We start from the raw sequence: 15,274 nt of genomic DNA, 5'->3' as shown, positions 1-15,274 counted from the left end.
CGTTGCCAGAACATGACGTCTTTTGCGGCGGAGTGGGAGCGGCTCAAACAGGACGCGGCGGTCCGTGCGGGTGCGGGGGTGGGTGCGCATGGCTCGGGCGACGTGACGTCCTCCGGATCGGCGTGGACGGCGGCGGGCAACGGCGTCGGCCGGCTCGAAGGAGGCATCACCAGAGCCCGGCGCGAACTGGAGAAGGGCCAGGAGGCCCTGGGCACGGGGGCCGTTGACGCGGGAAGCGGCGGCGTGAAGGGTGGCGGCGTGGAGAGCGCGGCGGCCCAGGCCGCGGTCTTCCGTTCCTGGGACGGCTACCTGGAGAAGGTGGCCGGGCGGGTGGCCGAACTCCAGGAGCAGTTGAAGAAGGCGGGCAGCGACCTGCGCGGGGACGACAAGGCCGTCGGGCGGGACTTCGACCGGCTGGGCATCGCGTACGAGGACACTCCCGCCACGGGCGGTTCCGGCGGGGGCCGGTGAGCCCGGGCGATGGACCTCACGGCACTGACCTCCCTCAAGCCCTCGGCGTACGAGGAGGCGGCGGACGGCTACCGGGCGGCCGGCGCGATGGCCGCCAGGACCAAGGACGAGGTCGAGAACGGTATCGCCGCCGCGATGCGCGGATCGCTCAGGGGCGAGGCGGCCGAGGCAGCCCTCGCCCAGCTCGCCGAACTGACAAAGAACTTCCACTACATCCAGGTCGAATGCGGTCTGGTCAGTACGGGGCTCAGCGCCTTCGCCGCCGACGTCCTGCCGGCCAAGCGAAAACTGGACGCGGCCCTCGCGGACGCCGCTGCCAGAAGGTTCACCATCGGCCCCGACGGCTCGGTCGGCTACCCGGCGGCAGGCGACGAGACCGACGGCCACCGCCCGAAAGGCGGCACGGCGGGCGGCCTGACCGACGACGTGGCCTCCGCGATCGCCCGCCAGGCGGGCACCTTCCACCCCAACCCCCACTTCCGACACGCCCAGACCTGCGCCAACCTCATCAGCGAGGCTTTGGCGGAGGCCACAGCCGCCGACCGCAAGTGGGCACCGGCCCTGCGCCGTCTGACGGCCGACGACGACCTGACGGTCTCGAACGCGGACTGGGCCGACGCCGCGCACGACATGCAGGACATCCGCGACGTCGCCTCCCACTACCTGAACGACATCCCGGCCCCACCCGAGAACGGCGGCCCGGAGGACAACGCCGAGTGGTGGACGAACCTCTCGGCCCAGGAGAAGGCCGACTACCTCGCCATGTTCCCGGCCCAAGTGGGCGCCCTGGACGGCCTACCGGCCGAGGTACGCGACGAGGCGAACCGGACGGTGCTGGACGTGACGCGTGGCAAGTACCAGTTGGAACTGGCCGCGATCCCCCCGGAGCCCACGAAGTTCCGTTCTCTGGGACTGGATGGGTTGGCATACACGGACGAATGGCTCGACTGGCATCACCAGCACGAGAACCGGAAAGCGCACCTGGAAGCCTCCCTCAAGGGAATGGATTCCATTCAGAAGCGCTTCGACCAGACCGGGGCCAAAGGAATGCCCGAGGCATATCTCCTAGGTTTCAGCCCGGAAGGGAACGGCCGGGCGATCATCGCGAACGGGAACCCCGATACTGCGGATCACACAGCCGTGTATGTGCCGGGCACAACGGCGAATCTCAGCGGTATCGAGGGGGACATCAATCGGATGACCCGAGTATGGCGGGAGGCGAACTCCATGACTGCCGGAGATGTCTCGACTGTCACATGGCTCGGCTATGACGCGCCGCAGAACATCGTCCTGAATTCGCCGGACAGCCACTTCGCCAACGAAGGCGCGCCGGACTTCAGCAGGTTCATGGGTGGCCTCCACACCACGAACACCATGGAGTCCGGAGGCCATCACACAGCCATCGGCCACTCCTATGGCACCACGCTCATCGGCTCGGCCGCACGCCAGGGGGACCTCAACGTCGACGACGTGGTGCTCGCCGGCAGTCCGGGCGTCCAAGTCGGCAGGGCAACGGATTTGGACGTCCCCGAGGGGCACGTTTGGAATGAGGACGCCGAAGGCGACCCGGTGCCCGAAATCGGTCGGTGGGGGCACGGTGGCGCACAGGAGACCGACGCCGTCCGCCCGTCTGGCCCGGACGGGTACACGTCGGGCAAGCAGACGATCAGGGGAATTATCCCCAGTGACGAAATCTTCGGCGCGAATCAGATGGGGACGAACACATCCGGGCACAGTGACTACTGGAACCCGGGCTCGGAGAGTCTAAAGAACCAGGCAGCTGTTGTCGTCGGCGCCTACGGCAAGGTGAAACTCAAATGAACAGGCCCGGTATCGGCACACTACTCCGTGTGGCGCTGGCTCTCACACTCACTGGATGCGGCATGAACAGCCCCAAGCCCGAGGGAACACGGGCCGTGGACGACGTGAAATCAGCTGCTGAAAAAACCTCCAGCCGGATCCTCGACATCATCGCGGTGAAGGGAGCGGTCTCCGAGCCGGGCCCTGGCGTGACCACATGCGAAGGTGCCGACCCGGGACGACTCTTCACCGTGTACCACCCGTGGAGTATCACGGGATCGTCCGATGAGGAGCTGGGGAAAGCCATGCGCCGCCTCAAGAGCGAACTCCCCGGCGAGGGATGGGAAATCGTCCAGTACGGCCCCAATTCAAGCCGCGACAAAACGCTTGAGTTGACGGCAGATCACGCTGAGAAGAAGCTCGGCCTCAACGTCGAGCTTTGGGAACAGAGCGAAGGGGAGGACGGAAAGCCGAAACTCATTGTGAACGTCATCTCAGCGTGCTACCAGGCCCCGGACGGAGAAGAGGTCGACTACTCCTGATCGCCGAGGCCCAAAGCCTGGACACAGGCGCCCACGTCACTCCTCGAAGCTCGCGAAATACGTCGCCGCCATGTCCTCCTCCCCGTGCCCCTGCTCCTCCGCCCGGCGGAAGCGTTCCGCGGAGGCTGATGCCAGGTCCAGGCGGACGCCCTCCGCGGCGCCGGCGGCGACGATGAGGCGGGCGTCCTTGGCGGCGGTGGTGACCGAGAAGCTCGGGGTGTAGTCCGCGTCCAGAATCGCGGCGGACTTGGCGTGGAGGTAGCCGCAGTCCAGCGCGCCGCCCGCCATCGCGTCCAGGAAGTGGCGCGGGTCGACGTCCAGGCCCTTCGCCAGGGCCATCGCCTCGGCCGCGCCGCTGGTGAGGGCCAGGACCCAGCTGTTGCAGACGAGCTTCAGCCTGCTGGCGGCGCCCGTCGAGCCGTCCTCGGAGAGCCAGACCGTACGGTTGCCGACCGCGTCCAGGACGGAGGCCAGCGGGGCGCGCGCGGACTCGGGGCCCGCCGCCAGGATCAGCAGGTCGCCGCTCTCGGCCGGGGCCCTGGTGCCCAGGACCGGCGCGTCGATGAAGGACAGGCCGTGGTGGCGGGCGAGATCGGCCAGGGGGGCGAGGGCCTCGACGCCCGTCGTGGTCGACTGGAGCCAGACGGCGCCGGGGCGCAGGCCGGGCGAGGCGGCCGTCATGGCTTCCAGGGCGGCCGGACCGTCGTACAGCATGGTGAGGATCACATCGGCGCCGGTCACCGCCTCCGCGGGCGTCCCGGCGGGGGTCGCGCCGTCGGCGGCGAGGGCTTCGGCCTTGGCGGGGGTACGGTTCCAGACGCGGACGTCGTGTCCGGTGCGGCAGAGGTTACGGGCCATCGCGGCGCCCATGATGCCGGCGCCCAGCACGGCCACAGTCGGTCGATCAGTCATGACCACCACCGTAGGACCCGCCCCGGTCACCCGCCCGGCGAACCCCGGGTCCCGGCCCCCGGGACCCGGCTCCAGCGCTCTTGGGCTCCCCCTTCACCCCGCCCCGCGCCCTACACCACCTGGTGCAGCCAGCGCACCGGCGCGCCCTCGCCCGCGTAGCGGAACGGTTCGAGCTCGTCGTCCCACGGCTTGCCGAGCAGCTTCGCTACCTCTGCCTCCAGCTGCGTCTCGCCCCGCTGGGAACGGGCCAGGGCAGCGCGCAGCCGGTCCTCGGGGATCAGGATGTCGCCGTGCATTCCGGTGACGGCGTGGAAGATGCCCAGGTCAGGGGTGGCGCTGTAGCGCTCGCCCTCGGCCGTCGGGCAGGGTTCGGCGGTTACTTCGAAGCGGAGCATCTGCCAGCCGCGCAGCGCGGAGGCCAGCTTCGAGGCGGTGCCCGCCCGGCCCTTCCAGGAGACCTCGGCTCTCCAGGTGCCCGGCGAGGCGGGCTGCCGGATCCAGTCGAGCTGGACCCGCAGGCCGAGCACTCCCGCCACCGCCCATTCGACGTGCGGGCACATCGCGCGCGGTGCGGAGTGCACGTACAGAACTCCACGTGTCGTCACCGGGACCTCCAGTGTGGGACGAGGTTCGCCTTTCCCAGCGCCTCAGTAAACAGCATCGGGAGTGAAACTCCGCAAAAGGGACAGTAAGTGACGTGATGTAATTTACCGGAGCCGTGGATCAGGTGTCTCTGGTTCGACGTGGGAAAAGCTACCGTGCGGCGGGGTGGCCGCGGTGACGTACGGTCGGTCCCGGGGCGGATATCCGCGAACCTTTCACTCGGCAGGACGCCGCCGGATGCCGGAACCCTCCCCGGAAGGCCCGGGGGACCGGAACGCCAGGCGCTCGAACACCAGGCGCCCGGAACACCCAGGGAGCCGGAACACCAGGAGCCGGAACGCAGGAGGAGGGACCACCATGCCGGAGAGGCCGCCTCGCAGCCGCGACCCCCGCCGCCGCACCACCCGTCGCGCGCGGCCCCGCGCCCGCGCCGGGCTCACCGCCCCGACCGCCGCGCTGACCGCCGTCCTCGTCGCCGGGACCGGGGTGCTGGCCGGATGCGACTCCTCCGGCTCCGCCACCCCCGACGCGACGAAGAAGCACACCGCCGCCCCCGCCTGGAACCGCAGCCCGGAGTCGGTGGCCGCGGTCGGTGACTCCATCACCCGGGGTTTCGACGCCTGCGCCGTCCTCGTCGACTGCCCGGAGGTGTCCTGGGCGACCGGCACGGATCCCGGCGTACGCAGCCTCGCCGAGCGGCTCCTCGGCGCTCCCGCCGCGAAGAAGAACAGCTGGAACCACGCGACGACCGGCGCCCGGATGGCCGATGTGCCCGGCCAGATGGAGCTGGCCGCCCAGGAGAAGCCCGAGCTGGTGACGGTGATGGCCGGCGCCAATGACGCCTGCCGGGAGACCACCGGCCAGATGACGCCGGTCGCCGACTTCCGGGCGTCCTTCGAGACCGCGATGCGCCGGTTGCGCGCGGGGGCTCCCAAGGCGCAGGTGTACGTGTCGAGCGTGCCGGACCTCAAGCGGCTCTGGTCCACCGGGCGCGGCAATCCGCTGGGCCGGCAGATCTGGAAGCTGGGGCTGTGCGCCTCGATGCTCAGGGACGCGCAGGACATGAGCGAGGGCGCGCGGCAGCGGCGCGAGACGGTGTACGAGCGGGTCGTGGCGTACAACGAGGTGCTCAAGGAGGTGTGCGCGAAGGACGCGCGCTGCCGGTACGACGGCGGGGCGGTCTTCGACTACCGGTTCACCGGCGAGCAGCTGAGCCAGTGGGACTGGTTCCACCCCAGCAAGGACGGGCAGGGCCGGCTGGCGGAGATCGCGTACCGCAATGTCACGGCGGCGAAGTACCCGGGCTGATCAGGCGCGGCGACCGGGCCGCCGCCCAGGCCGATCAGGCGCGGTAACCGGGCTGCTGCCCAGGCGGATCGGGCGCTGTGACCGGGCCGATCGGGCGAAGTCTCCGGGCCGATCGGGCGAACTCCCCTGGCTGGTCACCGGGCGGAATCAGCCCCGTCCTCGGGGCCGGCCCCCCGGTTTGCCCTCCACGCGGCCCCATCGGCGTAAAGTTCTTGATCGTGACTGTCATGAACACGGAACGCGTCGGCGCGACCGCCGAGGGTCAGCCCGTCCACCGCTGGACCCTGGAACGGGCCGGTACCCGGGTGCGTCTGCTGACGTACGGCGGTGCCGTGCAGTCCGCCGAGGTGCCGGGACGGGACGGGACCACCGCCAATGTGGTGCTCGGCTTCGCCGACGCCGAGGATTACGTCGCGGGCCGGGGGCCCTATCTCGGGGCGCTGATCGGCCGGTACGCGAACCGCGTCGCGGGCGCCGCCTTCACCCTGGACGGGGTGGTGCACCGGCTGACGGCCAACGAGGGGCCGAACACCCTGCACGGCGGTGAGCGCGGCTTCGACCGGCGGGTCTGGGACGCGGAGCGGGCCGGTGACCACGGGGTACGGCTGTCGCTGGTCAGCCCGGACGGCGAGGAGGGGTTCCCCGGCCGGCTGGAGATCTCGGCCACCTACACGCTGACCGCGTCCGGAGCGCTGCGGATCGACTACCGGGCGGTGACGGACGCCCCGACGCACTTCAACCCGACGAACCACAGCTACTGGAATCTGGCCGGCGAGAGCAGCGGCGCCGCGACGGACGGGCACGAGCTGCGGATCGCGGCCGGCCGGATCACTCCGGTGGACGCCGCCGCCCTGCCGGCCGGCGAACCGGCGCCGGTCGACGGCACGCGCTTCGACTTCCGTGAGCGGCGCCCGCTGGGTCCGGGGTACGACCACAACTACGTCCTCGACGCGACGGCCGGGGACGAGCCCGTCGCCGAGCTGTACGACCCGGTGTCGGGGCGGGTGCTCACCGTCTCCACCACCGAGCCGGGGCTCCAGCTCTACACCGGCGATCACTTCGACGGGAAGCCGTACGGCGCCGGTGCCGGGATCGCGCTGGAGACCCAGCACTTCCCCGACTCCCCCAACCGGCCGGATTTCCCGAGCACCGTGCTGCGGCCGGGCGAGGAGTTCCGGTCCACGACCACGTACGGGTTCGGCGTGCGCTGACGCGGGGATCGCGACCCGCGAGACACGGCATACGACCCCGGAGCGGTGTCAGGTCCGCCCCGGGGCCGTACGTTCGAACCGCCCCGACCACAGACGGCCTCGACCCAGCCTCGGCCTCAGACCGCCTCGGCCTCAGACCGCCTCGACCACACCGCTCAGCCGGCGGTCGGCGACGGAACGGCCCGCCTGCACCTCGTAGTCGCCCGGGATCAGCGTCCAGAGGCCGGGGCCCTCGTCCCAGATCTCGAAGGCGCGCCGCCGGAGCGGGACGCGCACCTCGACGCTCTCCCCGGGAGCCGCCTCCACCGAGGCGAAGCCGGCCAGCCAGCGGGCCGGGCGTTCGACGGTGTCCGCGACGGGGGCGAGGTAGATCTGCACGACCTCGCGGCCGGGGCGGGCGCCGGTGTTGCGCAGCCGTACGGTGACCTCTTCCGGGGTCGCCGTGATCGTCTCGTACTCCCAGTCGGTGTAGCCGAGTCCGTGGCCGAAGGGGTACGCGGGGGTGGCGCCCGCCCGTTCCCAGGCCCGGTAGCCGATGAACACGCCCTCGTCGTAGTGGAGTTCGCCGTCGGCGGGGGTGGTGCGCGAGACCGGTACGTCGGCCAGGACGGCCGGCCAGGTGGTGGGCAGCCGGCCGCCGGGCTCCGCCGCGCCGAGCAGGACGTCGGCAAGCGCGGCGCCGCCCTCCTGACCGGGGAACCAGGTGAGCAGCACGGCGGCCACGTCCTCGCGCCACGGCAGCTCCACCGGGGAGCCGGTGTTGACGACCACGACCGTGCGCGGGTTGACGGCGGCGACGGCGCGCACGAGGTCGTCCTGGCGGCCGGGGAGCTTCAGGTTGGCACGGTCGAAGCCCTCGGACTCGACGCTCTCCGTCGTGGCGACGACCACCACGGCGGTGGCGGCGGTGCGCGCCGCTTCGACGGCCTCGGCGATCAGTTCGTCGGGGTCGTGGCGCGGGCCGAGGTGGAGCAGGGAGAACGCGACGGCGCTGATCGGCGCGTCCTCGATCTTGTGGACGGTGTGCAGGAGCGAGATCTCGACCCGCCTGCCCTCGGTGAACTCGGCGCGGGCGCGCTCCACCGGGGAGCCGAAGAACGCCTCGAACGGGTCGGAGGCGTCGCCGAGTCCCTCCGTACCGTCGAAGAGGACCTCGCCGTCGACGGTGAGGACGAAGCCGCCCAGGCCCTGGGTGCCGAGGGTGTGCTCGCCGCTCTCGCGCGGGGTGAAGTGGCCGGTCATCTCGACGGTGTGGAGTTCGTCGTGGCTGACGCCCTCGGGCAGGTCGGCGCCGGCCCACTGGATCCGGCCGCCGGGGACCGAGGCGGTGCCCAGGACCCGGCCGTCGGCGGCGCGGCAGACGGCGCGCAGCGCGAACCCCTTGCCCGCAGCCGCGAGTTCGTCGCTGGGGTCGGCGCCTACGGAGTAGGTCAGCGCGCCGTCGGGGAGGGCGGCGGTGAGGCCGTCGAGCGGGGAGACGACGTGGTCGGGGAAGACGGTGGCCGAGCCGCCGCCGAGCACCCGGGCGTCGCGGGCGGCGGCGCCGATGAGGGCGACGGTGCCGTCCGCCCCGGGTGCGAGCGGGAGGGTGCCGTTCTCGTTGCGTACGAGCACGAAGGAGCGCCGGGCGATCTCGCGGGCCAGCGCGTCGCCGTCGACCGGCGCGGGGTGTTCGGTGACGGCGGCGGGCGCGCCGTCGAGGATGCCGACGCGGGCGGCGAGCCGCAGGACGCGCCGTACGGCCTCGTCCACGGCGGACTCCTCGGCCTCTCCGGCCAGGACGGCGGCGGCGAGGGCCTCGCCGTACACCGTGCGCGGGCCGGGCATCGCGACGTCGAGGCCGCCGAGGAGGGCGCCCACGGTGGAGCGGGCGGCGAGCCAGTCGGAGACGATATAGCCGTCGAAGCCCCACTCGCCGCGCAGGACGTCGTTCTGGAGGTACCGGTGTTCGGTCATCGTCGCACCGTTGACCTGGTTGTACGCGGCCATGATGCCCCACGGGTGGGCGTTCGCCACGATCGCCTCGAAGGGCGCGAGGTACAGCTCGCGCAGCGGGCGCGGGGCCACGATGTTGTCGACGGTGAAGCGGTCGGTCTCGGCGTCGTTGGCGACGAAGTGCTTGACCGTCGTGCCGACTCCGCCGTCCTGGACGCCGAGGACATAGCCGGTGCCGATCTCGCCGGTGAGGTACGGGTCCTCGCTGTACGCCTCGAAGTGCCGCCCGCCCAGGGGCGAGCGGTGCAGGTTGACGGTCGGCGCGAGAAGTACGTGAACGCCCTTGCGGCGGGCCTCCTGCGCGAGCAGCCTGCCCGCGCTGCGGGCCAGTTCCGGGTCCCAGGAGGCGGCGAGCGCGGTCGGGGACGGGAGGGCGACCGAGGGGTCGTCGGCGGTCCAGCGCACCCCCCTGACGCCGATGGGTCCGTCGGACATGACCAGGGAGGCCAGTCCGATGCCGGGGAGCGCGGGCAGGGACCACATGTCCTGTCCGGCCAGGAGCCGGGCCTTGGCCTCCAGGTCGAGCTTGCCGAGCGCCGTCCCGACGGCCTCTTCGCGCGCCCGGTCCTCCTGGGTCGCCCGGTCGGCCCGGGTGATGGGTGCGGCCATGTCCGTACCTCCTCGTCGGTGTGGTGGATGGTTACATGGTGGGCCTCATATCTGTACACCGGTAGGGTTCGTAATCTTTTTGTTACTGAATGGCGCGGGGAAGGGAGCGGCTTCCGATGGGGCGAGCCAGGAGTGAGGAGCGGCGCGCGGAGATACTCCGCGCCGCCCTCGAAGTCATCGCGGAGCGCGGCTACCGGGGCACGACCCTGGGCGCGGTGGCCGAGCGGGTCGGTCTGACGCAGCAGGGGCTGCTGCACTACTTCCCGTCCAAGGAGGCGCTGCTCGTCGCCGTCCTGGAGGAGCGCGACCAGTGGGACACGGGCGGCAGCGGCGACGGGCGCAAGGGGTGGCGGCTGGAGCTGCTGGCCTCGCTGGTGGAGTACAACGCGATGCGCCCGGGGATCGTGCAGACGTTCTCGGCGCTGCTGGGCGAGAGCGTGACGGAGTCCCATCCGGCCAGGGAGTTCTTCACACAGCGCTACGCGCAGGTACGCGACGACATGGCGGAGGTTCTGCGCGACGAGTTCGGCGACCGCCTGCCGGGCGGCCTCACCCCGGAGCAGGCGGCTCCGCTGCTGACGGCGGTGATGGACGGGCTCCAGTACCAGTGGCTGCTGGACCCGGCGTCCGTGGACATGCCGAAGGCGTTCCGCGACTTCCTCGCGCTGCTGCGGTCGGGGGGCCACGGGCCGTCGGCCTGACGGGCGCCGGAGACACGCCGCCCGCGGTGCGCCATGGTCATCCGGGGGTTGCGGAGGCGATACTTCCGCCACCCGAAGGAAGGACCCCCGTGAGACTCGCAAGGCGCACACCCCTGGGCCGGATACGACCGCGGCCCGAGCGGCTCGCCCTCGTACTCCTCACCGCCACCGCCCTCACCCTGGCCGTGCCGTCACCGGCGGGCGCCGCCGCCGACGCTGCCGCCACCGCTCAACCCGGCGCCCCCGCGGCCGCGTTCACGGTCGAGGAGCAGCGCCTCGACGGCGCCGTGCCGCGCGAGATCCTGCGGCGCGCCGGCTTCGACGAAGTGGCGCCGGAGTTCGTACGGTCGCTGCGCGGCGCGCGCACACCGGCCGCCGCCGAGCGGACCGTCGTACGGCACGGTGCCGCGTTGTGGAAGCGCGCGGTGGACCGGGCGCAGGGGCGTGGGCCGGCCCGGGGCGATCTGAGCCGGGACGACGACCGGCCGCTGTACTGGGCGCGGCTCGCGCTGACCCGTGAACTGCGGCAGTGGCAGCCACAGTTCGGGCTGTCCGAGGCGGCGCGTTCCCGGCTGCTCGGGAAGCTGGAGCGATCGTCGCGCGGCCAGGACTCCATGACGTTCTCCAACAAGGACAGCAGGGACGGCAGGGACGGCAGAGACGGCGCGAACGGCAAGGGCGGCCAGGGCGGCAAGGGGCTCAAGGGCGTCAAGCGGATCGTCGTGACCGGCTTCGACCCGTTCACCCTCGACCGGGACATCCGCATCAGCAATCCGTCGGGGGCGACCGCGCTGGCCCTGGACGGGACCGTCATCAGGACCGCCGACGGGCCCGCCCGGATCGAGACGGCCGTCTTCCCCGTGCGCTGGCAGGACTTCGCCGACGGCACGGTGGAGGAGGCCCTGCGCCGCCCGCTGGCCCGGGCCGATCTCTTCACCACGGTCAGCCAGGGCCGGGTGGGCCGGATCGACGTGGAGCGGTTCAACGGCGCCTGGCGCGGCGGGTTCGGGGACAACGAGAACGTGTCGGAGACCGGTCTCGTACCGGTGACCGACCCGGCGTCACAGCCGCAGTGGACGACGACCAGCCTGCCGTACCGCGCGATCGCGGCGGCGGACACCGGACGCTTCCCCGTGTACGACAACACGTCGGTCACCGAGATCCCGGCGGGCGGCACCGCCCCGGTGGTACGGCCGGAGGGACCGACGCCCGGATCGGCGGCCCGCGCCGGGGGCGGCGGTGACTATCTGTCCAACGAGATCGCGTACCGGGCCACGCTGCTGCGCGACCGGCTGGGCCTGGACATTCCGGGCGGCCATGTGCACACGCCGGTGCTCCAGTTCGGGGCGGGGAACACCGATCCGGCGACGGGCACGGTGACCGATCCGGAGTTCGTGCGGAACCGGCTCGACATCATCGCGCAGCTGCGCACCATCATCCGGGTGGCGGCCGAGGCGTCCTGACGGCCCCCGGCCGGACCCGACTACTTGTTCAGCGTGACCGGTACGTCCGGCTGACGCGCCGCCGGCTCCTCGTCGCCCTCCGGCGGCGCCGTCAGCTCCCGCACCAGCAGCGTCGCTCCCGCGACCGCGCCCGGCATCAGGAAGACCGCGACGAAGGGGACGAGGAAGGCGAGCGCGAGCGGGACGCCGAAGCCGAGGGCAAGCATCCGGCGGCCCCTGAGCAGGGTGAGGCGCTCCTTGAGCTGGATGTCGCGGCGCCCCAGCGCCACCGACGTCACCTCCTCCGCCAGGAAGAACCCGGTGACGCAGAAGCCGAGCACGGGGATCACCGTCTGCCCGACGACCGGGATGAACCCGAGCGCGAAGAGCAGCACGCCGTACAGCGCGACCCGCACCAGGATCCGGACGCTGTCACGGGCGGATATCCACAGCCCGCGCCAGAGCGACAGGGCGGACTCCGGGACCTCGCCGCCCTCCTCGCGGTCGACGTCCTCCGACAGCGACTCGTAGAACGGCTGGCCTATCAGCAGCGTCACGGCCGTGAAGGTGATCACCGCGAGGAAGAGACCGAGCGCGAAGACGAGCGCGGTCAGGAAGCCCCGGAACAGCCCGAGCCAGGGCGAGGACCAGTCGTCGGCGAACGGGGTGGCCCAGGCCGTCAGATCGTCGGCGCCGTACCCCAGGCCGACGAGCGCGCCCGCGTACAGCGCCAGCGCGATCAGGCCGGGCAGCAGCCCGAAGCCGAACCGGCGGCCGTGGCGGCCGACCCACCGCTGGCCCTTGATCAGATAGCCGAAACCCGCACCGAGGTCATGCATGGGGGCAGCCTACCGGCGGGGTCGGACAGTGCCTCCCGGCGTCCAACCCCTCTTGTCCTTCGGGGGCGCAGCGGGTAGACCCTGCCTGACGATCAACACCGATCAGCGTCGATCACTGTGGATCACCTTGCCTCACTTCCGCCCCAATCCGGAGGAACCAGACGCATGGGTATACCCAGACCCGTCCTGCTGACCACCGCCGTCACCGCCGGCGCCCTGCTGCTCGCGCCGCTCGCCACCGCCGCGCCCGCCCCCGGCGCGGCCCCGGGCCCGCACCCCGTACGGGAGCGCGGCGGCCCCGGCGCGGAGACGGCCGACCCCCTCGGCGGGCTCGCCGCCGCCGGACCCGCGCTTCTCGGCGACGGCCGGGCCGACGACGGCCGGACCGGCAGCACGTTGCGCGAGGACACCGGCTATCCGCGCCGCACCGTCCTCAAGGCGCCGCCGGTCGACCCCGCCGACAAGTCGATCAAACTCGGTCTCACGCCGTACCACTCGCTCGCACCCCGGCTCAACGCCCTCCAGAAGCTGGGCGACCGCGTCAGCGTCGAGGTCGCCGGGCAGTCGGCGGGCGGGCACGATCTGTATCTCGTCACCGTCACCGCTCCCGAGAGCACCGGGCAGGCGCGCGAGCAGGAGCGGATGCGGGAGCTGATCGGCGGCTCCCCCGCGACGGCCGCCAAGGACCGCCGGATCGCGTCGTCCTACAAAACGCCCGTCTTCATCAACAACAACATCCACGGCAACGAGTGGGAGGGCACCGACGCCGCCCTCAAGCTCATCGAGGAGCTGGCGAAGGCCAAGGACGCGAAGACCGCCGGACTGCTCGCCAAGAACCGGATCTACGTCAACGTCACCGCCAATCCGGACGGCCGCATCGCCGGCACCCGCGCCAACTCCAACGGCTTCGACCTGAACCGGGACTTCATCACCGCCTCCCAGCCCGAGGCACGGGCCGTGCGGCGGATCGGCGTCGAGAAGCAGCCCGCCGTCATGCTCGATCTGCACGGTTACGTCAACGGCACCCTGATCGAGCCCACCACCCCGCCGCACGGCGAGAACTACGAGTACGACCTCTTCCTCAAGAACAGCTACGCCAACGCCCTCGGCATGGAGAAGGCGGTGAACGGCCTCGGCTACACCGCGGCGAAGGACGGCGTCGAGCCGCCCGTCATCCCCTTCCGCGACCAGGAGGAGGGCTGGGACGACTGGCCGCCGGTCTTCACCCCGCAGTACATGGCCTTCCAGGGCGCCGTCGCCTCGCACACCGTCGAGTTCCCGATGCGGGTCAACAACGCCTCGTACGACTCCCTGCCGGTCGAGGAGCTGCGCCGGCGTTCCGCGATCAACACGGACATCGCGGGCGCGGTGATGCGCGCGACGCTCGACTACACGCTCAGCCACCGCACGTCGGTGATCGCCGACCAGATCGAGTCGTTCCGGCGGGGCGCGGCGGGCGAGGCGCAGCGGCCGGTGTCGGAGAAGACGGTGCCGGGGGTGCCGGGCATCGGTCCGGAGGACGTGTACACCACCGACTTCCCCCGGGCGTACGTGATTCCGGCGGGCGGCGGACAGCGCTCGGCGGTCGCCGCCGCCCGGCTGGTGGACCATCTGGTCGCCAATGACGTACGGGTGAAGCGGGCCGCCCTCGGGTTCGGCCTGGCGGGCCGGACGTATCCGGCGGGCTCGTACGTCGTCGACATGCACCAGCCCAAGCGGGGCGTCGCCAATGTGATCCTGGCCGAGGGCCGGGACATCAGCGCGGATGTCTCCACCATGTACGACATCTCGGGGTGGAGCCTCGGGCTGCTGTGGGGCGCGAGCGTGGACAAGGTCCAGCGGGCCGCGGGCGCGCCGCACGTCGTCGGCCGCGACGTGTCGGTGGCCTCCCCCACCGGTTCGGTGGCCGGCGGCGGTGCCGGGAAGGGCGGTCTGCGGCTCGCGCTGGACGACCCGAAGGAGCTGGCCGCGCTCAACTCGCTGCTCGGGCAGGGCGTCGCGGTACGGCGCGCGGCGGACGGCGCGGCGATCGTGCCGGCGTCGGCGCGGCGTCAGGCGGTCGTGCTCGCCGACCGTCACGGGGTGGTCTTCGGCGCCACGAAGGAGAAGGGCACGGGTGCGGTGCACCGTACCCGGGTGGCCGCCGCCGTGACGCCGGGCGAGCGGTTCGCGCTGCGGGAGATGGGCTTCGAGGTGACGCCGGTGTCGGCCGAGATCCTCAACGCGGGCTTCGACTGGTCGGCGGCGGACGTGCTGTACGTGTCGTCCGGGCTGGCGTACGGCAGCCTCGACCCGGCCGCGCGCACGGCGCTCGACGGCTTCCTCGCCGGGGGCGGGCGCGTGGTCGCGCTCGGTTCGGCGGGCGCCGCCTTCAACACCGCCGCCGGGCTGCTCGACGTGAAACCGGTGGCGGGCAACGGGGACGCCAACGGAGTGGTGCGGGTGACCAACGCGGGCGGTCCGGTCACGGGCGGCGCCCCGGCGCACACCTTCGTCTACTCGCCGCTGTGGTTCACCGAACTCGGCGCGGGCGTCAGGGCGGACCAGTCGTACGCCACCGGTGAGCCGCTGGTCTCGGGTCACTGGCGGGCGAAGGCGAACGGCACGGGCGGGCCCTCGGACGCGGCGGGCCGGGCGTCGGTCGTCAGCGGTCTGTCGGCGCGGGGTGTGCCGGTGGTGCTGTTCGGCACGGAGCCGCTGTTCCGCGACCACCCCAAGGGGCTGTTCCCGCAGGTGGGCCGGGCGCTGCTGGGCGCCGCCGGCTGACGGGAGCACCCGTGTGCGGCGGGCCGCGGCCTTCGTTCAGGCGGCGGCCCGCCGTTTCCGTTCAGACCGTTTCCG

Annotated in this window: 12 protein-coding genes; 8 read left to right on the top strand and 4 right to left on the bottom strand. The window is 72.1% G+C overall.

The genetic code is table 11. The features are described from left to right. The first annotated feature begins 12 nt into the window (after positions 1 to 12). From OG627_RS24675 to OG627_RS24665, 3 genes are read left to right on the top strand one after another with little or no spacing between them, the layout of a single operon-like run. Positions 13 to 471, top strand: coding sequence for a hypothetical protein (locus OG627_RS24675; protein WP_329068574.1), 459 nt, complete (start codon positions 13 to 15; stop codon positions 469 to 471). A 9-nt stretch (positions 472 to 480) separates the two neighbouring features. Further along, the gene (locus OG627_RS24670) at positions 481 to 2,292 is read left to right on the top strand and encodes an alpha/beta hydrolase (RefSeq protein WP_329068572.1); all 1,812 of its coding nucleotides are present in this window, start codon (positions 481 to 483) and stop codon (positions 2,290 to 2,292) included. After that, positions 2,289 to 2,813 carry a hypothetical protein gene (locus tag OG627_RS24665; protein ID WP_329068570.1) on the top strand — a complete coding sequence of 175 codons (525 nt, stop codon included), beginning with the start codon at positions 2,289 to 2,291 and terminating at the stop codon, positions 2,811 to 2,813. Before OG627_RS24670 ends, OG627_RS24665 begins: the two co-directional genes overlap by 4 nt. 36 nt (positions 2,814 to 2,849) lie before the next feature. Here OG627_RS24665 and OG627_RS24660 read toward each other — a convergent pair whose 3' ends face one another. Both OG627_RS24660 and OG627_RS24655 read right to left on the bottom strand, forming a co-directional pair. After that, positions 2,850 to 3,725, bottom strand: a complete 876-nt coding sequence (locus OG627_RS24660) for an NAD(P)-dependent oxidoreductase (RefSeq protein WP_329068569.1) — start codon at positions 3,723 to 3,725, stop codon at positions 2,850 to 2,852. A gap of 110 nt (positions 3,726 to 3,835) precedes the next feature. Beyond that, on the bottom strand, positions 3,836 to 4,330 hold the full coding sequence (locus tag OG627_RS24655; protein WP_329068567.1) for a DUF3145 domain-containing protein: 495 nt from the start codon (positions 4,328 to 4,330) through the stop codon (positions 3,836 to 3,838). Between the two features lie 355 nt (positions 4,331 to 4,685). Between OG627_RS24655 and OG627_RS24650 the strand changes: the two genes are divergently transcribed. Beyond that, the gene (locus tag OG627_RS24650; protein WP_329068565.1) at positions 4,686 to 5,636 is read left to right on the top strand and encodes an SGNH/GDSL hydrolase family protein; all 951 of its coding nucleotides are present in this window, start codon (positions 4,686 to 4,688) and stop codon (positions 5,634 to 5,636) included. A gap of 227 nt (positions 5,637 to 5,863) precedes the next feature. Beyond that, entirely contained in the window at positions 5,864 to 6,847 is a 984-nt protein-coding gene (locus tag OG627_RS24645) for an aldose epimerase family protein (protein WP_329068564.1), read from the top strand. A gap of 132 nt (positions 6,848 to 6,979) precedes the next feature. On the opposite strand, the gene OG627_RS24640 is transcribed toward OG627_RS24645, so the two are convergent. Continuing rightward, entirely contained in the window at positions 6,980 to 9,451 is a 2,472-nt protein-coding gene (locus OG627_RS24640) for a beta-glucosidase (protein ID WP_329068562.1), read from the bottom strand. Between the two features lie 116 nt (positions 9,452 to 9,567). Here OG627_RS24640 and OG627_RS24635 point away from each other — a divergent pair, with 116 nt between their 5' ends. Continuing rightward, entirely contained in the window at positions 9,568 to 10,152 is a 585-nt protein-coding gene (locus OG627_RS24635) for a TetR/AcrR family transcriptional regulator (protein WP_329068560.1), read from the top strand. Positions 10,153 to 10,265: 113 nt separating this feature from the next. Continuing rightward, positions 10,266 to 11,615, top strand: coding sequence for a pyroglutamyl peptidase (locus OG627_RS24630; RefSeq protein WP_443073648.1), 1,350 nt, complete (start codon positions 10,266 to 10,268; stop codon positions 11,613 to 11,615). 20 nt (positions 11,616 to 11,635) lie between these two features. On the opposite strand, the gene OG627_RS24625 is transcribed toward OG627_RS24630, so the two are convergent. Next, positions 11,636 to 12,433: an EI24 domain-containing protein gene (locus tag OG627_RS24625; RefSeq protein ID WP_329068558.1), complete on the bottom strand. Its 798-nt coding sequence runs from the start codon at positions 12,431 to 12,433 to the stop codon at positions 11,636 to 11,638. Positions 12,434 to 12,598: 165 nt separating this feature from the next. Here OG627_RS24625 and OG627_RS24620 point away from each other — a divergent pair, with 165 nt between their 5' ends. Continuing rightward, entirely contained in the window at positions 12,599 to 15,199 is a 2,601-nt protein-coding gene (locus tag OG627_RS24620) for a M14 family metallopeptidase (protein ID WP_329068556.1), read from the top strand. Positions 15,200 to 15,274 lie beyond the last annotated feature (75 nt).

This window comes from Streptomyces sp. NBC_01429 (genome assembly GCF_036231945.1).
GTDB lineage: Bacteria > Actinomycetota > Actinomycetes > Streptomycetales > Streptomycetaceae > Streptomyces.
This window is presented reverse-complemented; position numbering and strand designations above follow the sequence as displayed.